Origin of the sequence: Serratia marcescens subsp. marcescens ATCC 13880 (assembly GCF_017299535.1) — a bacterium.
Taxonomy (GTDB): domain Bacteria; phylum Pseudomonadota; class Gammaproteobacteria; order Enterobacterales; family Enterobacteriaceae; genus Serratia; species Serratia marcescens.
In genome coordinates, this window is sequence record NZ_CP071238.1 from 1,853,964 (window position 1) to 1,872,984 (window position 19,021).

20 protein-coding genes and 1 tRNA gene are annotated in these 19,021 nt (G+C 57.4%); 11 read left to right on the forward strand and 10 right to left on the reverse strand.

Translation table 11 applies throughout. From position 1 onward, the window contains the following. Nucleotides 1-23: 23 nt before the first annotated feature. Both J0F90_RS08705 and J0F90_RS08710 read right to left on the reverse strand, forming a co-directional pair. On the reverse strand, nucleotides 24-482 hold the full coding sequence (locus tag J0F90_RS08705) for a methylglyoxal synthase (protein WP_016928284.1): 459 nt from the start codon (nucleotides 480-482) through the stop codon (nucleotides 24-26). Nucleotides 483-606: 124 nt separating this feature from the next. Continuing rightward, nucleotides 607-1,272, reverse strand: a complete 666-nt coding sequence (locus J0F90_RS08710; RefSeq protein WP_016928283.1) for a DUF2057 family protein — start codon at nucleotides 1,270-1,272, stop codon at nucleotides 607-609. A 255-nt stretch (nucleotides 1,273-1,527) separates the two neighbouring features. On the opposite strand from J0F90_RS08710, the gene J0F90_RS08715 reads away from it, so the two are divergent. Beyond that, nucleotides 1,528-1,941 carry a CoA-binding protein gene (locus tag J0F90_RS08715; protein WP_033640793.1) on the forward strand — a complete coding sequence of 138 codons (414 nt, stop codon included), beginning with the start codon at nucleotides 1,528-1,530 and terminating at the stop codon, nucleotides 1,939-1,941. A gap of 59 nt (nucleotides 1,942-2,000) precedes the next feature. On the opposite strand, the gene hspQ is transcribed toward J0F90_RS08715, so the two are convergent. After that, entirely contained in the window at nucleotides 2,001-2,318 is a 318-nt protein-coding gene (gene hspQ, locus J0F90_RS08720) for a heat shock protein HspQ (protein WP_004928104.1), read from the reverse strand. Between the two features lie 60 nt (nucleotides 2,319-2,378). After that, entirely contained in the window at nucleotides 2,379-3,569 is a 1,191-nt protein-coding gene (rlmI, locus tag J0F90_RS08725) for a 23S rRNA (cytosine(1962)-C(5))-methyltransferase RlmI (RefSeq protein WP_033640792.1), read from the reverse strand. 93 nt (nucleotides 3,570-3,662) lie between these two features. Between rlmI and yccX the strand changes: the two genes are divergently transcribed. Then, a complete protein-coding gene (gene yccX, locus J0F90_RS08730) occupies nucleotides 3,663-3,941 on the forward strand; it encodes an acylphosphatase (RefSeq protein WP_033640791.1) in 279 nt (92 codons plus the stop codon). Between the two features lie 34 nt (nucleotides 3,942-3,975). Here yccX and tusE read toward each other — a convergent pair whose 3' ends face one another. Together tusE and yccA are read right to left on the reverse strand one after the other, a co-directional pair. Further along, complete coding sequence (tusE, locus tag J0F90_RS08735) at nucleotides 3,976-4,305, reverse strand: sulfurtransferase TusE (protein WP_033640790.1); 330 nt, start codon at nucleotides 4,303-4,305, stop codon at nucleotides 3,976-3,978. 111 nt (nucleotides 4,306-4,416) lie between these two features. Further along, on the reverse strand, nucleotides 4,417-5,076 hold the full coding sequence (yccA, locus tag J0F90_RS08740; protein ID WP_004928091.1) for an FtsH protease modulator YccA: 660 nt from the start codon (nucleotides 5,074-5,076) through the stop codon (nucleotides 4,417-4,419). A 229-nt stretch (nucleotides 5,077-5,305) separates the two neighbouring features. Between yccA and J0F90_RS08745 the strand changes: the two genes are divergently transcribed. Next, nucleotides 5,306-5,393, forward strand: a tRNA-Ser gene (locus J0F90_RS08745). Between the two features lie 228 nt (nucleotides 5,394-5,621). Beyond that, the gene (locus J0F90_RS08750; RefSeq protein WP_016928277.1) at nucleotides 5,622-5,837 is read left to right on the forward strand and encodes a hypothetical protein; all 216 of its coding nucleotides are present in this window, start codon (nucleotides 5,622-5,624) and stop codon (nucleotides 5,835-5,837) included. Nucleotides 5,838-5,933: 96 nt separating this feature from the next. Here J0F90_RS08750 and J0F90_RS08755 read toward each other — a convergent pair whose 3' ends face one another. Then, nucleotides 5,934-6,416 (reverse strand): hypothetical protein, encoded by a 483-nt coding sequence (locus tag J0F90_RS08755; RefSeq protein WP_033640789.1) that lies wholly within the window; start codon nucleotides 6,414-6,416, stop codon nucleotides 5,934-5,936. Beyond that, nucleotides 6,417-7,214 carry a winged helix-turn-helix domain-containing protein gene (locus J0F90_RS08760; RefSeq protein WP_050072188.1) on the reverse strand — a complete coding sequence of 266 codons (798 nt, stop codon included), beginning with the start codon at nucleotides 7,212-7,214 and terminating at the stop codon, nucleotides 6,417-6,419. A gap of 403 nt (nucleotides 7,215-7,617) precedes the next feature. Here J0F90_RS08760 and J0F90_RS08765 point away from each other — a divergent pair, with 403 nt between their 5' ends. From J0F90_RS08765 to J0F90_RS08785, 5 genes are all read left to right on the forward strand, one after another. Further along, nucleotides 7,618-8,229: a response regulator transcription factor gene (locus tag J0F90_RS08765; protein ID WP_033640788.1), complete on the forward strand. Its 612-nt coding sequence runs from the start codon at nucleotides 7,618-7,620 to the stop codon at nucleotides 8,227-8,229. A gap of 182 nt (nucleotides 8,230-8,411) precedes the next feature. Further along, complete coding sequence (locus tag J0F90_RS08770) at nucleotides 8,412-8,996, forward strand: fimbrial protein (RefSeq protein ID WP_080286924.1); 585 nt, start codon at nucleotides 8,412-8,414, stop codon at nucleotides 8,994-8,996. Nucleotides 8,997-9,044: 48 nt separating this feature from the next. Next, on the forward strand, nucleotides 9,045-9,740 hold the full coding sequence (locus J0F90_RS08775; protein ID WP_033640787.1) for a fimbrial biogenesis chaperone: 696 nt from the start codon (nucleotides 9,045-9,047) through the stop codon (nucleotides 9,738-9,740). Nucleotides 9,741-9,755: 15 nt separating this feature from the next. Then, nucleotides 9,756-12,248 carry a fimbria/pilus outer membrane usher protein gene (locus J0F90_RS08780; RefSeq protein WP_033640786.1) on the forward strand — a complete coding sequence of 831 codons (2,493 nt, stop codon included), beginning with the start codon at nucleotides 9,756-9,758 and terminating at the stop codon, nucleotides 12,246-12,248. Nucleotides 12,249-12,266: 18 nt separating this feature from the next. Next, the gene (locus tag J0F90_RS08785) at nucleotides 12,267-13,337 is read left to right on the forward strand and encodes a fimbrial protein (RefSeq protein ID WP_033640785.1); all 1,071 of its coding nucleotides are present in this window, start codon (nucleotides 12,267-12,269) and stop codon (nucleotides 13,335-13,337) included. Between the two features lie 35 nt (nucleotides 13,338-13,372). On the opposite strand, the gene soxR is transcribed toward J0F90_RS08785, so the two are convergent. Then, nucleotides 13,373-13,846, reverse strand: coding sequence for a redox-sensitive transcriptional activator SoxR (soxR, locus tag J0F90_RS08790; RefSeq protein WP_016928275.1), 474 nt, complete (start codon nucleotides 13,844-13,846; stop codon nucleotides 13,373-13,375). Nucleotides 13,847-13,991: 145 nt separating this feature from the next. Here soxR and J0F90_RS08795 point away from each other — a divergent pair, with 145 nt between their 5' ends. Together J0F90_RS08795 and J0F90_RS08800 are read left to right on the forward strand one after the other, a co-directional pair. Further along, nucleotides 13,992-15,077: an efflux RND transporter periplasmic adaptor subunit gene (locus J0F90_RS08795; RefSeq protein ID WP_033640784.1), complete on the forward strand. Its 1,086-nt coding sequence runs from the start codon at nucleotides 13,992-13,994 to the stop codon at nucleotides 15,075-15,077. Between the two features lie 10 nt (nucleotides 15,078-15,087). Continuing rightward, entirely contained in the window at nucleotides 15,088-18,168 is a 3,081-nt protein-coding gene (locus J0F90_RS08800) for a MexW/MexI family multidrug efflux RND transporter permease subunit (RefSeq protein ID WP_033640783.1), read from the forward strand. Nucleotides 18,169-18,217: 49 nt separating this feature from the next. Here the strand turns inward: J0F90_RS08800 and J0F90_RS08805 are convergent, their stop codons facing one another. Then, complete coding sequence (locus J0F90_RS08805; RefSeq protein ID WP_015377376.1) at nucleotides 18,218-19,018, reverse strand: DNA/RNA non-specific endonuclease; 801 nt, start codon at nucleotides 19,016-19,018, stop codon at nucleotides 18,218-18,220. Between the last annotated feature and the right edge of the window lie 3 nt (nucleotides 19,019-19,021).

The following is a 19,021-nucleotide window of genomic DNA, read 5'->3' on the forward strand; positions in this document are numbered from 1 at the left end:
TGGCGGCAGCCAGGCCGGGAGGACTATTTCAGGCGGTCTTGCAGGTAGCGCTGATAGTCGGGAATAGCGATCTCCACCTCGTTTTTGAACAGCGGAGAGTCGATCAGAAAGTCTGCGGTCGAGCGGTTGGTGGCCACCGGAATATTCCATACGGTCGCCAGCCGTAGCAGCGCCTTCACGTCCGGATCGTGCGGCACCGCGTTCAGCGGATCCCAGAAGAAGATCAGCATGTCTATCTTGCCTTCCGCAATCAGTGCGCCAACCTGCTGATCGCCGCCCATCGGGCCACTCAGCATGCTGGTGACGGGAATGCCGCTGGCGCGCTGGATCAGATTACCGGTCGTGCCGGTGGCGTAAAGCTGATGCTGCGCAAGAATGGTCTTGTGGCTTTCTACCCACTCCAACAGGGCCTGTTTGCGGTGATCGTGCGCCACCAGCGCAATATGTTTGCGCGCGGCGATAGTGCGGGTAGTCAATTCCATCTCGGTGTCCTTCGCTAATCAGGGGGATGTGCGACAGATTACTGAAACTGTTTTTCACTGCCTAGCGTTTGCGCCTGAAAATGCGAAGAAAAGGCGCCTTTGCGGGGAAAGACGCCGGGAGGGATCAGCGAATCGGTTGTTTATTGGCCCAGCGTAGAAAACGCTTCTGTGTTTCCTTGTCGGCCTGTTGGAACCAGTATTGCAACATCTGTTCCGACACGTTCTCACCTTTCAACGTCACCGTCGGGGCATTCAGCGGCGCGCCGGCCAACGCGAGGGTTGAGGGATTGCCTGCGTTCGCCTGCACAAAGGCCGGAACGGAGGCCGGGCGGTTCTGGCGGTTGTAATCGGTCATCACCTTTTCCAAATCGGTATTGAAGGTGACGCTGTCGGGATGCAGCGCATCATGCCGGAATGGCAAGGCGTTGCCGTCTTTATCGACCACCAGATAATTTAACGTTCTGTCAAAGCGTTGCGCATCACGATCGTTCTCGATACGCGGCAGTTCGATCGCCACTTGGCTGATCTTTTGCGTATTGAAGGTGGCAACCAGCGGCAGGGACGTATAGGCCTGTGTATGCTGGCCGGAGCGTACGGTTTTGGTCACTTTAAACAGCAACTGGTGCTGCCCGCCGTCCAGTTCAAGGCTGTCGGCACCTTTTAACAACGAACCTGTCATTTTCTTGCCGTCGACCACCAGCAGGTCGATGTCCGGGGAGAGTTTCAGGGTCGTAGCCGCGGCAGGCATACTGATGCTGAGCAACGCCGCAACCACCAGACCAAATTTCATCATTATCTCCTTATAAAGTGACGTAGCTCTAAGTGTTGAACACGGCATAGGTTGTGTCAAAATTTTTCAATCTGGCATTTTGTTTACATTTTTACATATTTTATCGCGATTAGACACGACCGTGCGTAGCTGAACCGCGACAGCCTCTGACCATAAGATTGCGGTGAAGTTTCCCTCGCGTTACGTTTAACTGAGCGAATGCCGATCGGTTACACTCGAAATGGAAAGTGACGCAGTGATAAACGGGAGTTGAAGATGCAAGATCAAGAGATTGTTGAGCTGTTGCAGCAAGTGAAAACTATCGCGCTGGTCGGCGCCAGCGATAACCCGTCGCGGCCCAGCTATGGGGTGATGGCGTATCTGTTGGCACAAGGGTATCAGGTGATACCGGTCAGCCCAAAACTGGCGGGGCAGACGCTGCTGGGGCAGCCGGTTTACCCTACGCTGGCCGCTATCCCACAGCCGGTGGATATGGTTGACGTGTTTCGCAATTCGGAGGCGGCTTACGGCGTGGCGCAAGAGGCGATAGCGATCGGCGCCAGGGCGCTGTGGCTGCAGATAGGGGTGATTAACGATCAGGCGGCGGCGCTGGCGCAACAGGCTGGGCTGCGCGTGGTGATGGATCGCTGCCCGAAAATAGAAATACCGCGTTTAGGGCTGGAGCGCTAAATAAAAAAGGGCCTGGCGCGATGCCGGGCCCTCTCGGGGTTTCTCAGGTCTTGGCGCGGTCAATTGCGCAAACGTGGCGCCTGTAACTGGTGACGGATGGATTCCGCCAGTTCATCCAGCGATGGTTGCTCGGGGTGCGCTTCCTGGGGCTCGCCATCCAGCTGCGCTTCCGCCAGATAGGTGTGCACCGGTTGGCCTTCCTCGTCTTCCATCACCACGTGGTACCAAGGGGCGGAACGCAGTTCGTCGTTCGCCGCTATCTCGTCAGCTTTGGGTTGTTCTAAAGAGTATTCCGGGTCGATATCGATCACGACGCCTAAATACCCCAGCAGTTTATGCCTAACCTGTTGTCCGATACCGAATTTGCTGGCAATCATGATGACCTCCTGAGAAACAATGCCTTGCTCATATATGGGGGCAAGGCAGCGCATTTCAAGTTACATCACCCGACAAGCGAAGCCTTTCAGATACAGCCCCTCAGGATACGTGGCGATCACCGGGTGATCGGCAGCCTGGCGGAACTGCTCTATAAATTGTACATCACGTCCGGCATCTACAGCGGCATCGGCCAAAATTTTCTGGAACAGGTCGGTCGGCATCAGGCCGGAGCAGGAGAAGCTGAGCAGAATGCCGCCTGGATTCAGCAACTGCAGCGCCAGCATGTTGATGTCTTTGTAGCCGCGGCAGGCGCTGGCCAACTGATTCTTGTTCTCGACGAACTTAGGCGGATCCATGATGATCAGATCGAATTTTTCGCCTTGAGCGCGGTAGTTGCGCAGCAGTTGGAACACGTCATCGCGGACGAACTCCGCCTTGCTCAGGTCCAGCTTGTTGAGCTCGACATTCTGTTTTGCGATGTCCAGCGCCGCCTGTGAGGTATCCACGCTGATCACTTGCTCGCAGCCGCCCATCAGAGCGGAAACGGCGAAGGCGCCGGTGTAGGAGAAGCAGTTCAGCACCCGGCGGCCGGCAGAGTAGTTCCGCGCCGCCAGGCGACTGTCGCGCTGGTCGAGGTAGAAACCGGTCTTGTGCCCTTGCTGAATGTCCACCAGCAGCTTCATGCCGTGCTCGGTAATAGGCAGCAGTTCCGGCGGCAGATCGCCCAGCACCGGGCCCTGCGCCAGCGGCAGGCCTTCTTTTTTACGCACCGCAACGTCGGAGCGATCGTAAATCGAACATTCCGGGTAGCAATGCTGCAGGGCGGAAAGCAGGGCCGGGCGCTGGTATTCGGCACCGGCGGACAGCAGCTGCAGCACCAGGAAATTCTGGAAGCGATCGATAGTGATGCCCGGCAGGCCGTCGGACTCGCCGGCGATCAGGCGGTATCCGTCCAGACCGTCACGCTGCGCGACCCAATCACGCCAGCTTTGCGCTTGCTGCAGGCGGCGAATGAAGAAATCGATGTTAATCTCTTCATCCTGTTGGAAAGTCCAGACGCGTGCGCGGATCTGCGACTCGGGCGAATAGGCGCCGCGCGCCAGCCACTTGCCCTGGCTGTCGAGGATATCGATGGTTTCACCGGAGAGGGCTTTACCCTCAACGCGTTGAACGGCGCCGGAGAACACCCAAGGGTGGCGACGGAGTAAGGACTTTTCACGTCCTTTGGCGAGAAACAGGCGTACGGTCATAATTAATAATGCTGCCAGCTAGGATAGAAAGAGTGACACGGCGGTGCAAAGGCACGGCAATGCCATAATGAAAACTGAATTAAGGGGGCGATTATGACACAAGTTTGCATTGCTGCGTATGTGTATGGCGTGGTGCAGGGGGTAGGGTTCCGCTATTCCACTCAGCGGCAGGCCGAGGCGTTGGGGGTGACCGGCTATGCGCGCAATCTCGATGACGGCAGCGTTCAGGTGGTGGCCTGCGGCACACAGGCGCAGGTGGATAAGCTGGTGGAGTGGTTGAAACAGGGCGGCCCGCGCAGCGCGCGCGTCGAACGCGTGCTGGTGGAGCCGCAGGGGGTGGCCGATTACGCCGAGTTTGGCATTCGCTACTGAATGCTCGCCTGCAGCGGCGCTGCGGGCTGAGCGGTCAGATGCATTTCACCGGTTTCGGCAAGCCGGCGATTTTGGTGGCTTGTTTGGCCGGCCCTTTCGGAAACAGGCGATACAGATAGCGGCTGTTGCCTTTTTCTTCGCCGTATTTCTGCGCTATGGCTTTGACCAGCATGCGAATAGCCGGCGAAGTATTGAATTCCTGATAGAAGTCGCGCACGAAGCGCACCACTTCCCAGTGTGCTTCGGTGAGCACGATCTCTTCCTGCGCGGCCAGCAGCGGCGCCAGGCCCTCATGCCAGTCGGCGCTGTTTTTCAGATAGCCCTGCGCGTCAGTGTCGATAACCTGACCTTCAAACTCCAACATACTGCCTCGATAACGGATAATTCGGAACGGCCGCCAGTTTAGCAAATTTTTTCGGCCGCAAAAAACAAAGCCCCGCCGGAGCGGGGCCTGGAAGGCATGCGTAACGCGCGATCAGTTGCTGCGGGCGAAGCCCAGAATGCTCAACAGGCTGATGAACATGTTGTAGAGCGACACGTACAGGCTAACGGTGGCGCGAATGTAGTTGGTCTCGCCGCCGTGAATGATGTTGCTGGTTTCCCACAGGATCGCGCCGGCGGAGAACAGGATGAACAGCGCGCTGATAGCCAGGTGCAGAGCAGGGATTTGCAGGAACAGGTTGGCGATCACCGCCACCAGCAGCACCACAAAACCGGCCATCATCATGCCGGACAGGAACGACATGTCTTTACGGGTGGTCAGCACATACGCCGAGCAGCAGAAGAACACCGCGGCGGTGCCGCCCAGCGCCAGCATGATCAGATCGCCCGCGCCGGCGTTCAGGAACGAACTGAGGATTGGGCCGAGGGCGTATCCCATGAAACCGGTCAGCGCGAAAGCCGCCAGAATGCCCGCCGGGCTGTTGGCCAGTTTATGGGTCAGGAACATCAGGCCGTAGAAACCGACCAGCATCAGCAGCAAGCCTGGCGCAGGCAGACCCAACATCGTACTGGCGGTCGCGGTCAGGGCTGAGAAAGCCAGGGTCAGGGATAACAGGAAATAGGTGTTGCGCAGGACTTTATGCGTGCTGAGCAGCGAGTCGCGCGAAGAAGATGAGACGACAATGCGGTCCATAATGATGCTCTCTCTTATCAGGCCATCACAAAATAATCCCGATGATAGGCAGCGCAAGCGCTTGATTAAAGTTTGTTTACCAATCTTTACCCTTAGTTATCATTATGGCAACAGCGGGGGAAGATGTTCGTTTGATCGCCGCTTGCTTTGCCTGCGGCGATTTTTCGCGCGGTTGAACGCGTTTGGGCTTTACAAGCGAATAAGGTCTGTTTATAGTGCGCGTCGTTGCGGAGGGGTGGCCGAGTGGCTGAAGGCAACGGTCTTGAAAACCGTCGACGGGAAACCGTTCCAGAGTTCGAATCTCTGCTCCTCCGCCATACATTCTGACCCCGTGCTCTCTGAGCACGGGGTTTTTTGCTTTTGCGTGCGGATAAACCGGGGCGCTTCTGTAGGAAACGCGATCGGCTATTGATAAGGGCCATGCGTCGGTGAGATTATGCACCCATCAAGGTCGGCCGCTCGGATGCCTGCTGTTGCCAGGCGTTACCGGTGCGACAAGCAACGCCGCCTTATCAATTTCGCTTAATGCTCTTATGGAGACAGAGATGAACTGGTATCAAGTCGCCTTATGGACGATGATCTTTTTGAAGTCCGGCGCTTTTCTGGTGTTCGTATGGTGGTGGATGTTCAAACGCGCGACCAAACCTTATGTCCGCCCGCAAGACGTCGTGGTGGATGATACGCCGTACGATGAGAACCTCACCATGGAAGAGGTGATGAAAAACCATGGCATCGTCCGCACGGATATGTCGGTAAAATAATCCTCCCGCCTCCCCAACCGCTATCTGGGGCGTGTTTGCCAAGAGCACGCCCCCTTGTGTTTCTTCGCTGTCGCTTTATGGCATTCTGCTTTCACGTTAACGGCATAACGTGACCGGGAAAAGCACGCCATGAACGATGTACGCATCCTGTCGAACTTTACGCATCGAAAAAACGCCGTTCTTAATGCCGAGAGAGATCATGGGGATTTCTTTGGTCAACTCATCCGGCGCGTTATCGTCGGGGGCTTTGCTGATTTCTCGGTGGGTGGTCATGTAAAATCCGTGATCCAACCTCTTTATATCAAAGTTTATTTTCCTATCCAGGCTGTAGGTTTTTCCTCCCACGCTAATGTCCCCACGTTGAACGATCATGGCGCGATGCTCGTCATAGATGAATAAACTGCCCGTCACTTTTAGTTCCAGGTCATCGCCTGAAGCTAATCGTTTTTTTGTGATCGTATCGGCTTGGCAATTCATATGTACAGGTGCGGCGGGTGTTAAAACGCGAAGCAGGACAATGAAGAGAATCACTGCCAAAAATCCGATAATCAGTGTTTTTGGGTTGCGCAATGCGGCCATTTATTTTCCATTGAGAATTTTGTAGGTAACACACTGGGTGTATCGATCTTGCGAGCCGAGATAACACACTCCGAGGAAGGTGTTATAAATCAACGTATGTTTTTCGGAGGAAAAATAGATATCCGCCTTATTGGCTAGACAATCCACACCGCTGCCTTCTAATGCCTGGTTGACCATGCGTTTTTCCAGTTCGTCATCAATATGTTTATCTGCATCCAGAGAATATAGGGTGCAATTTTCTTTTTTTCCTAACGCAACTAAATTCTCCCGAGGTTGATCAGCCGGTTCGATAGGATAAAGCGTCGCTGCGATCAATAGAGGAATAAATACGCAGCAGACAGTAGCAACAGAGCTAACCTTTACCTTATTCTGCGGCGGCACGTTGTGTGGTTCGGCAACAGGAGCCAGGGACGAAAGCGACTCTGAAGCATAAGAAGGCGGCGTTTCGCTGACGGTTACCTGCGGTGGCGGATAAATTTCAATCATAGCGGTGAAACAAAAACCGACTTTTGCCAGGGTCTTTATTGGGGAGGTTTCTCTGCCCAGAAGTTTGAATGCTTTCCTTATTTCACTGACGGCCACATTTAGACTGATCGATGAGCCTGAAAAACCATACTCTTCCCATACCTTTTTTATCAACATCTCGCGTTTCAATGGGATATTGGGATGAGTCAGCATTTCAATTAGCAGGCGCGAAGCCGGGTTGGATATCCGTATCGATGACTCATCATTATCAATGAGTTGGAGACGACACGCGTTTGCGTCATAGATGACGCAGAGGTCGATAATATATTTCATGTGTTCAGGTTTTTATAATGATATAGGCTTCCAGTTCACGGCTAGTATCTAGTGAAACTTCGGGTAGGTCAAGGTTCTGGGCGGGAAACATAAATAATTAAGGGCGTTTTTTTATTTTGTCGGCGAACGGAAAACGCAGTTCGTTGCCGTTTTTTATGTCATTTTTGGTGTTAAATTCTAAAAAAGTTAGTTTTCATAGATTATAATAATTAAAGTTTAGGTTAATAAAAATAATGTTCCTGCCGTTAATGATTTGATGCAGAATTATCTTAGTGTTTACGGCGCTTGTTTATGTGCCAATCGCTTATTGTTTGCTCCCGAACGGCAATGTGAGTTTTCCAAGGAAAAGACAGGTATTTAGTGCAAGGTATCGACGTTGTCTTTGACCATGGATGGAGGAAGTATGCTCAGTATCGGTATCGTATCTGAAAACATTTTCTTCAGAGAGGCGATAAAAAGAATATTGATGCCAAGGATTTTTCATAAAGATCACGTTATTGCCTACTATGACGATCTGCCTTTGGCTATGGGGCGAAATTGCCACGATATTCTGATCGTCGATGATGCGGTAAAAAGCATGTTGCGTTTCAGTATGGCTGTGGCGTTATTGGCTGCTATTCATGGTGTAAAGATTTTTCTGACGACGGAAGAGAAGCGCCGTCTGTTATTTCGCTCTGTCTCGCATGATATCGTCGTGCTCGATAAAAAAGGCAGTGTCCCCGGCATCAGTAAAGAGTTGTCTTTTCTGATGGATAATATCTCGCAGCATCCTGCATTGAATGGAAGCGTTGAGAGAGGAGTGGGCCGCCATACGAAAAGTTGTCTGACGGAAAGTGAAGTGGAAACACTCCATTTGCTTTCCTTCGGCTATACGGTGACTCAGGTTTCCAAGATTCTTGATAAAAGCGTAAAAACGGTCAGTACGCAGAAATGCAGTGCATTACGCAAAATGGGATTGAAGAATCGGGTGCACAACTTACTGGAAATATCATCCGGTTTCTCGGAGGTTTCCTAGATATTCGTTATTTTCATCGTTTCTATTGTCGGGTGATTAATAACGTCATTGCTTGATTTTATAAAAACAGGAATGTGTTAATCCTTTTGCCTCTGTATTACGGGGAGGGATTGTTTTATCCCGCCGGCAGCGGCTGATTTTTATTTATTCTCTTAAACCAAACTGTTATGGAGTTTTATCTCATGATGAAGAAGATGTTTTCTGTTGCAATCATGGCGGCTGCGGTCGCTGCCCCTACGGCTTTTGCTGAAGACAATTCCGCCGGTGGCATCATTAACTTTACCGGCGCCATTACCGACACCACCTGTACGATTAACGGCGGAAAAAGCGCGGATTTCACCGTTGCGCTGAGCCCGATCTCGGTGACCGACGCGGGTAACACCGTTGGACCAATTACCAAGAACAAGAAGTCCTTCTCGCTGACCTTCTCCGGCTGTTCGCCGGCGGCCGGCACTGCAGGCACCCCGCTGAAAATCTACTTCTCCTCCGCGGATAACATCTCCACCGACGGCAAATATTTGCTGAACAACTCGGTCAACGAGAACGACGCTTCCGTCGCGAAGAACGTGGGCTTCTCTCTGGCTGAAACCGGTTCTTCCACCCCGATCCAGCTGAACGTGCCTTATGTCACCGACATCATGGGCGATAAAGCGGCACCGGATTCAGAAACCCTGACGCTGGACGCGTACTACTACAAAACCAACGCCGAAGCGGCAAAAGTGGGCGCTCTGAGCTCCAACGTGACTTACACCATTTCTTACCTGTAATCGCGCTGAAAGCCAGGCCCTTGATGGGCCTGGCCACCCGGGGGAACGATGAAAAAATATATGATGATAGCGGCGCTGTTGCTCGGTTCCGTTGGCGCGCAGGCCAATGTGGTGGTTAACGGTACGCGGGTGATCTACCCGGCAAACAACAAGGATGTGATTGTCCAGCTGCTAAATAACGGTGCCGATCCCTCACTGGTTCAGGCCTGGATCGACGACGGCGACATCAATTCCACCCCGGAAACCGCCAACGTACCGTTTTTGCTATCGCCACCGGTGGTGAAAGTGAACGGCAACAGCGGGCAGCAGCTACGCATTCAGAAAATCGGCGCCGCGTTGGCGGCGGATCGCGAATCGGTGTTCTATCTCAACGTGCTGGATATCCCGCCGACGCCGGAAAACCTGCAGGGTACCAATACGCTGCAGTTGGCGATCAAATCGCGCATCAAGCTGTTCTACCGCCCGCAGGCCTTAACCCGCGGCGTAGAAAACGCGTTGGAAACACTGACGCTGCAAGCCAATGGCAAGGGATTCAACGTCATCAACAACAGCCCGTATTTCATCACGGTAGCGAATATCGGCCAGGGTGAGGACAAGCATCTGCTGGTTGATTCGCTGATGGTTGCGCCGTTTTCCACCCAGTTTGCTGCCAGCAAACGATCGGTCAGTAAGAACGCGCGTTATGACCTGATGTATATCGACGATCTGGGGGCTTACAAGTCTAAAGCCATCACCGCACACTAACCTGAAAGAACAACAATGAAGCTGAATAAAAAAGTCCTCTCGCTGCTGACCGCCTCTTCATTCTTGTTGCCGGATACGGCCTGGGCGGTGACGTTCGATACTTCGCTGTTGGCCGGCGAATCGCGCGATTCCGATCTTTCGCGTTTTTACCTCAACAATGACATGCCTGCCGGCCGGCAGGAGATCGATGTGTATGTCAATCATGACTGGAAAGGGCGCTACGCGCTGCTGTTTGGCACGCAACGCGACGATATTCAAATTGGCTACCAGGATGCGCAGCGGTTGGGCATCGATCTGAGTCAATTGCCGACACCTCAGGCGCCCCAGACGACGCTGTCGATCGCCTCGCTGGTACAGGGCGGGCGGTTCGATATGGACGTCGGCGCGCTGAGCCTGCGGTTGACGGTACCGCAGGCGCGGATCAACCGATCGGAAGCAGGATACGTGGATCCGGCTTTCTGGAATCGTGGCATCTCCGCGTTGACGCTGGCCTACAACGCGACTTACTACCACGCCGAGGCGCGCGGCGAAGGCAATCGCAGCAACAATGACGATTTTTATACCGGGCTGGAATCCGGGATCAATCTGGCCGGCTGGCAATTTCGCGACAGCAGCAGCTTTCGCCACGGCAGCGGGCGGGGGAGCCATTGGCAAAACAACACGCGTTATCTGCAGCGCGGCTTCGCCGACATCAAATCCAACCTGACCGCCGGTGATTTTTATTCGCCGGGGGAGCTGTTCGACTCGGTACGCATTCGCGGGGTGGCGCTGGCGTCGGATATCAGCATGCGGCCCAACTCGCAGCAGGGTTTTTCACCGATCGTGCGTGGCGTGGCGCAATCCAACGCCTTGGTGAAAGTGGTGCAGAACGGCAACGTGATCTACCAGGAAAACGTGCCGCCGGGCGCCTTTACCCTCGACAGCATTCAGCCGACCGGTTCGGCGGGCGATCTGTGGGTGACGGTCAAAGAGGCTGACGGGCGCGAGCAGTCGTTCAGCGTGCCGTTTTCAGCCGTACCCAACATGTTGAAACAGGGTGTCAGCCAATACAGCGTACTGGCCGGCAAGGTAAACGAAAACAATACCGATTACGACCCCGGCTTTGTACAGGGCACCCTGCAGTACGGTTTCAACAATCTGGTAACGGGTTATGCCGGCAGCATTTTAAGCGACGATTATCAGGCCTGGCTGCTCGGCAGCGGCTGGAACCTGCCGATAGGGGCAGTGTCCATTGACCTGACGCATGCCGATACTCGCCTGAAAAACCGCCGTGAAAGCGGGCAGAGCTTCCGTATCGCCTACAGTAAATTTCTCGATGTCACCGCGACCAACTTCACGCTGGCTGCCTATCGCTACTCCACCCGCGGTTACTACAGCTTTACCGACGCCATTTACTCCAATGACGGCTATCGCCAGCTGGAGCGTCAGGTTGATCGCTGGCGCGACGAGGAGGGCGTGTCCGAACTGGATATGAACACCTGGGATGCGCTGCGTTCGGCTCGGCCGAAAAATACCTTTACGCTCAACCTGAACCAGCGTCTTAACGAAGGGTGGGGCACGCTGTTCTTCTCCGGCTCCCAGCGTGATTACTGGACGGCCAATGCGAAAAGCCGCGAATACCAACTGGGGTACTCCAACAATCTGGGGCGCGTCAGCTACTCCGTTTCCGCCAGCCGGGTGCGCAACAGCCAGCGTGAGGAAGAGACGCGCTATTACCTGTCGTTCAGCCTGCCGCTGTCGGTGTTCGATAACAACGCCTACCTCAGCACTGGTCTGTCTGCGACGGACTCTCACTATCAGCAAAGCACGGTCAGCCTGAGCGGCAATGCGCTGGAATCCAACCGCCTGAGCTACTCGCTGAGCGGCAGCAATCGCAGCGGCGGCGACAATATGGCCAGCGTCAATGCGGCCTATCGCGCGCGCGCCTCGACGCTGGGCGTCTCCTACAGCGAAGGCGATGATTATCGTCAGAGCGGCCTCAGCGCGCGCGGCAGCCTGGTGGCGATCCCCTGGCATCTGCTGGCGTCGAACGAGATCGGCAACACCATGACGGTGGTCGAGGCGCCGCAGGCCGAAGGGCTGATGGTCAACGGCGACGAAAGCATCGTGACCAATGCGCAGGGGTTGGCGCTGGTGCCTTACGCCACGCCGTACCGGCAAAACTCGGTCACGTTATCGGATACCGGCCACAGCAGCGGGGCGGAAATCAGCGGCAACGTCGCCAACCATGTACCTTACTACGGCGCGGTCAGCTACCTGAAATTCGAGACCGACCAACGCCGGCCATTCCAGCTGCGGGCGCTGCGCGCCGATGGTGCACCGCTGCCGTTCGGCGCCGAAGTGATGGATGAAAACGCTCGGCCGGTAGGTTTTGTCGGCCAGGCCAGCGTGTTGTACCTGCGCGCTGAACAGCCGCCAACGGCGTTGACGGTGCAATTGCGCGACGGCAGTTGCCGCATCGCCAAACCGACTCTGGCGCTGGATGCGTCGCCCGGCGTTTGCCGCTAATACAGGATAACCGAATCTATGATCAGGCTGATTTTTTTGCTGCTGCTGTCCGGGCTGTTCAGCGGCTATAGCCATGCTTCCTGCTATGGCAAAGGAGCGGAGTTTGCGCCCCCGATTTTTGTTGATCTCTCCGATAAGCTGAGCGCCAATATGCCGGTCTGGGAGGCGCAATATAATACCCAGTACACCGGCACATTTAACTGCAGCAAGTCCAAAAGCAACTTTTCCTACACCATCAAGCTTTCGCCGAAAGATTCGCAGGCCGCGATTTTCGGTTTTAACAACGGTCAACAGTGGATCCGGGCGGAAATCACCAACAAGATAAGCGACAGAACGTTGAGGGGGCGCGGGGAACACTCCGCGTCAGAGTTAAACTCGCCGATGACCATTCGTTATTCGCTGGTGCAAAAACCCAAGGATGGGCGGGTGGTGCCGGGCGATACCTTGATGCTCGATGACGTTTTACTGGTGAGCGATGTGACCGGCATTGGCATTCTGGAATTGCCGTTCTGGCTGTTGGAGCAAGTGGGGAAATTGCTCACCTGGTTGCTTACCGGCAACTGGCCTTATGACGATCGCGACATGTACGGCCAGCCGATGAACATCAAATACGCGCCGAAAACCACCACCTGTCGTTTCGACAACGCCGGCCTGACGGTTAGGTTGCCCAAAATGGGCATGGCGCAGGTGCTGAATAACAATCAACCCGGCTACACGCCGTTCTCGCTGAACATCAGCTGCCAGAACATGCAGCAGGAAGGCATCGCCGATCGCGCCGTTGAGATGTTCCTGTCCAGCAATAACCTGCTGGCCTCCGACGCCAGCGTGTTGACCAATGCCAATGCGGGCGGCGCGCAAGGAGTGGGGCTGCGCCTGGTCAAGCGCGACATGCCGAGCTCGCCGGTGGTATTGTCGCCTTCCAACGTCGATCGCGGCAGCGCCACCTCACTGTTTCATGTCGCCGCCGGCGGCAGCCTGAACAGTCACTTCATCATCGGCATGGGCGCTTATTATTACCCTTATCAGCGCGACGGCGTGCCGCAGGGGGAAATCAACACCTCGGCCACGTTGAACATCATCTATCCCTGAGAGGCCCGGGAGAACCGGTGCGCAACCTGTTTCGCTCACCGGTGTTCCGTCGGGTGTTCGAAAATATGCGCGCCGGCGCCCTGTTGGCCCAAAATATCGTTTGGGTTGCGCAGCGGGCAGTCGGCGAGCGACAGGCAGCCGCAGCCGATGCAGCTGTCGAGATGGTCGCGCAGCACCGTTAGCCGTTGAATACGTTCATCCAGCGTTTTGCGCCAGGCGGAGGACAAAAGCCCCCATTGTTCTGAGGTCAGTTTGCTGCCGCTGGGAAAGCGGCCCAGCGTGGCGCGGATCTCCTCCAGTGGAATGCCCGCGCTTTGCGCGATCTTGATCACCGCGATGTAGCGCAACACCACCGGCGTGTAGCGGCGCTGGTTACCGGCGTTGCGCGTTGCCTGAATCAGCCCCTTGCTTTCGTAAAAGTGCAACGCGGATACCGCTACGCCGCTGCGCTTCGCCACTTCTCCAACGGTCAATAGCCGATAGGTGTTAATCGGTTCATTTCTTGCCATTCCACGTTCCTCAGCTTGACCTCAAGTTAACCTGAGGTTTTATAGTGCAGCCAGCCGGGCTTGGCAACCGGCATCTTTCGTCACCTGCCTGCGCTGCGTCGGGGGAAGGATGGCTTTGGCTGTAAAATCAGGAAGAAACCGTTACATGATGAAACGATACCTCATTATTGCCGCGCTGCTGGCGGCGCTCGCCGTCGCTGCGGTAGCGATGCGATCCACCGCGCGGCAAAGCGAAGGCGCGCCGGCCTATCCGCCGGTGAAAGTGGCGCTGGCGCCCGCACTGCGTGAACAGGCGGCGCGCAGTTACGCCGGCGTGGGCGAGCTGGAGGCGGCCAGCCAGGTGGAAGTGGCGGCAGAGACCAGCGGCCGCATCACGCGCATCCTGTTCGAATCCGGCCAAACGGTGCGGCAGGGGCAACTGCTGGTGCAGCTCAACGATGCGGTCGAGCAGGCTGAGCTGGTGCGCCTGCAGGCGCAATTGCGCAATGCCGATCTGCTGTTGGCGCGCATGCGCAAGCTGATGAACCTCAACGCCACCGCGCGACAACAGCTGGACGATGCGCTGGCCGAACGGGATATGGCGTTCGGGGCGGTGCAGGAAACGCAGGCCAAAATCGCACAAAAGGCGATCCGCGCGCCGTTCTCCGGCACCATCGGCATTCGCCGCGTGCATGAAGGGCAATACCTCAACGCCGCCGAGGCGGTGGCGAACCTGGTGGACGCCGATACGCTGCGCGTCAACTTCTCGCTGGACGAACAAAGCAGCGCCGGGCTGGCGTTGGGGCAGGCGGTGTCGGTGCAGGTCGGGGCCTATCCCGAGCGCGCTTTCCCCGCCGCCATTACCGCTATCGACCCGATGATCGGCAAATCCCGCACCGTGCAGGTGCAGGCGACGTTGGCCAACCGTCAAGGATTGCTGAGAGCCGGTATGTACGCGGGCATTCGCGTCACGCAGCAACAGCGCGTGGCGGTGCTGACGGTGCCGGAAACGGCGCTGACCTATACGGCGTACGGCGATACCGTGTTTCTGGCCCAGCAGGGTGAAAAGGGCATGACGGTCAAGCGCGCCTCGGTCACCGTGGGTGAGCGCAACGACGGGCGCGTCGAGATAGTCAGCGGCCTGCAGGAAGGCGATCGGGTGGTGACTTCGGGCCAGCTCAAGCTGAGCGACGGCATGGCGGCCGAGCCGGTGGCGCAGGATACCCTGAACGCCGCTCCGGCCGGTTCCTGAGGAGAGGCCGATGACATTTACCGATCTGTTCGTGCGCCGGCCGGTGCTGGCGCTGGTGGTCAGCACCCTGATCCTGCTGTTCGGCGCGCTGGCGCTCAGCAAACTGCCGATCCGCCAATACCCGCTGCTGGAAAACTCTACCATCACCATCAGCACCGACTATCCCGGCGCGTCGTCCGAGCTGATGCAGGGCTTTGTCACGCAGCCGATCGCCCAGGCAGTGTCCTCCGTCGAGGGCGTTGACTACCTTTCTTCCTCCTCGGTGCAGGGGCGCAGCGTGGTGACGGTGCGCATGGCGCTGAACCGCGACTCCACCCAGGCGCTGACCGAAGTGATGGCCAAGGTCAACCAGGTGCGCTATAAGCTGCCGGAACAGGCTTACGATCCGGTGATTGAGCGCTCATCCGGTGAAGCCACCGCTGTGGCCTATGTCGGTTTCTCCAGTAAAACGCTGTCCACACCGGCGCTGAGCGAATACCTGACGCGGGTGGTGGAGCCGATGTTCACCACCATCGACGGCGTCGCCAAGGTGGAAGTGTTTGGCGGGCAAAAAATGGCGATGCGCCTGTGGCTGGACAGCGATCGGCTGGCCGGCCGCGGCCTGACCGCTGCCGATGTGGCCGACGCGGTGCGGCGCAACAACTACCAGGCGGCGCCGGGCAAGGTAAAAGGGCAGTACGTGGTTGCCAACGTGCGGGTGAATACCGATCTCACCAGCGTGGAAGAGTTCCGCAATCTGGTGGTGCGCAATGACGGCAACGGTCTGGTGCGCCTGAAAGACGTCGGCACCGTGGAGCTGGGCGCCGCAGCTACGGAAACCAGCGCCTTGATGGATGGCGAACCGGCGGTGTTCCTCGGCGTCTTCCCTACGCCGACCGGCAACCCGCTGGTGATCGTCGACGGCATTCGCCACCTGATGCCGGCGATCGACAAGATGCAGCCGCCGGGCGTGAAGATGGCGCTGGCGTTCGAAACCGCGCGCTTTATTCAGGCCTCGATCGATGAAGTGGTGCATACCCTGCTCGAAGCGCTGGCGATCGTGGTGGCGGTGATCTACCTGTGTCTGGGGTCTCTGCGCACCGTGTTGATCCCGGTGGTGACCATTCCGCTGTCGATACTTGGCGCTGCCGGGCTGATGTTGGCCTTTGGCTTCAGCGTCAATTTGCTGACGCTGCTGGCGATGGTCCTGGCGATCGGTTTGGTGGTGGACGACGCCATCGTGGTGGTGGAGAACGTACATCGCCATATCGAAGAGGGGAAAACGCCGCTGGCGGCGGCGATGATCGGCGCACGTGAGGTGGCCGGGCCAGTGATCGCCATGACTCTGACGCTGGCCGCGGTCTATGCGCCGATCGGCCTGATGGGCGGGCTGACCGGCGCGCTGTTTCGCGAATTCGCACTGACGCTGGCCGGGGCGGTAGTGGTGTCCGGCGTGGTGGCGCTGACGCTGTCGCCGGTGATGAGCTCGCTCCTGCTGCCGGCCAAACAGAGCGAAGGGCGCGTGGCGCACGCCGCCGAGTGGTTCTTCGGCGGCCTGACGCGGCGCTATGCGCGCGCGCTGGATTTCTCGCTGCACCACCGTTGGGTGACCGGCATGCTGGCGTTGCTGGTGATGATCAGTCTGCCGCTATTGTACCTGATGCCGCAGCGCGAGCTGGCGCCGACCGAGGATCAGGCCATCGTACTGACCGCCATCAAGGCGCCGCAGCACGCCAACCTGAACTATGTCGAACGCTTTGCCTACAAGCTGGATGAGGTTTACAACCGCATGCCGGAAACCGAAAGCCGCTGGATCATCAACGGCAGCGACGGCACGGCGTCCGGCATCGGCGGCATCAACCTGACGCTGTGGCAGGCGCGCCAGCGCTCGGCGTCGGCGGTGCAGGCCGACCTGCAACGGGCGGTGAACGATGTTGAAGGCACCAGCATTTTCGCCTTCCAGCTGCCCGCCTTGCCAGGCTCCACCGGGGGGCTGCCGGTGCAGATGGTGCTGCGTACGCCGCAGGACTACCCGCAGCTGTACCGCACCCTGGAGGAGGTGAAGCAGAACGCCAGAAACAGCGGCCTGTTTATGGTGGTGGACAGCGATTTGGACTACAACAACCCGCTGGCGGAGGTGCGCATCGATCGCGCCAAGGCCAACAGTCTGGGGATACGCATGAGCGACATCGGTGAATCGTTGGCGGTGCTGGTGGGAGAGAACTACCTCAACCGCTTCGGCATGGACGGGCGCGCTTATGACGTCATCCCGCAAAGCCTGCGCGAACAACGGCTGACGCCGCAGGCGCTGGCGCGGCAATATGTCCGCACCCAGGACAATACGCTGGTGCCGCTCTCCACCGTGGTATCGGTGGCCGTTAAGGTCGAACCGAACAAGCTGACCCAGTTCAACCAGCAGAACGCCGCCACCCTGCAGGCCATTCCCGCGCCCGGCGTTTCGATGGGCGAAGCGGTGGCTTTCCTCGAACGGCAGGCCAATGCGCTGCCGGCCGAATTTAGCCACGACTGGCAGGGGGATTCGCGCCAATACACCCAAGAGGGCAGCGCGCTGGCGTTCGCATTCCTGGCGGCGTTGGTGATCATTTACCTGGTGCTGGCGGCGCAGTACGAGAGCCTGAAAGATCCGCTGATTATCCTCATCACCGTGCCGCTGTCGATCTGCGGCGCCTTGCTGCCGCTGGCGCTGGGCTACGCCACGATGAATATCTACACCCAGGTCGGGCTGGTGACCCTGATCGGGCTCATCAGCAAGCACGGCATTCTGATGGTGGAGTTCGCCAATGAGCTGCAGATGCATCAGGGGCTGACGCGGCGCGGCGCGATTTTGCAGGCGGCGCAAATTCGTCTGCGGCCGGTGCTGATGACCACTGGGGCGATGGTGTTCGGTTTGATCCCGCTGCTGTTCGCCAGCGGCGCCGGGGCTGCCAGCCGCTTCGGCCTGGGGCTGGTGATCGTCTCCGGCATGCTGGTGGGCACGCTGTTTACCCTGTTCGTGCTGCCGACGGTGTACACGCTGTTGGCGCGCGATCACGCGGTAGCCTCACCCCGTCAGCGTGAGTTGGCCGCCGCGCAAAAGGCGCTGACGGAATAAACCGCCGGCGCCCGCGTGAAAAATAAACCCGCTTCGGCGGGTTTTTTCGTCAGTTTTTGCAGCCCATCAACTCCGGCAGGACGCCGGGTTTGCTCTTCAGCGAAGCCTGCACGTCGTCCGGCAGACCGGCCCAGATGATCAGGCCGGTGCGTTTCTCGATCTCGTCCACCGTCACGCGGAATTGGCAGAAATCGGCGCCCTTCGGCGTGTTTTGATCGAACAGGAAAGCGGCATAGTGGTTCACCGCCGGGCTGTTGTTGATGAAAATCACCTTCCAGTAGGCGCTGGGGATGGTGTGCGCTTTCTGGGTGCCCGGCAGTTTGCCCATATCGCGTTCATACAGCGGCCCGGTCACGGTATAGACCGAGGAGATATCGGCGCGATCGATCAGCTTGCGTTCCTGATCTTCCAGCCGCGCCCAGGCGCCCTGGTTAAGATCGGACTTTTGCGGCGTGATGTTGGACAGGTAATTCAGCGATTCCCAGTCGGAGACGCCCGCCAGCGAGGCCAGCGGCGCCTGATGACCGCGATCGACCTTCAGCGCCGCGTTGGCGCCAGTGTAATCGGCGGGCGCCAACGTGTCCGCCGGGTTGAGCGCCGGATCGGTTTTCCAGTTGCGCGTCTTGCCGCTGGCCGGTGTGTCTTTGGTGATGTGATAAGCCACCCAGTTGGCGAACTTGGTGGTGCTGTTGTTGTTCAACGTATAAGCATGACGCACGATAGACACGTTGCTGCTGCCGCCGGTCGGGCAGCCGACCGCGCAGTTGTCGATAGATTCGAGCGTGTCGGCCGACGCCTGTGCGGCGAACAGCAGGGCGGCCAGGGCCAACATCTTGTTGTTAAAGCGCATATT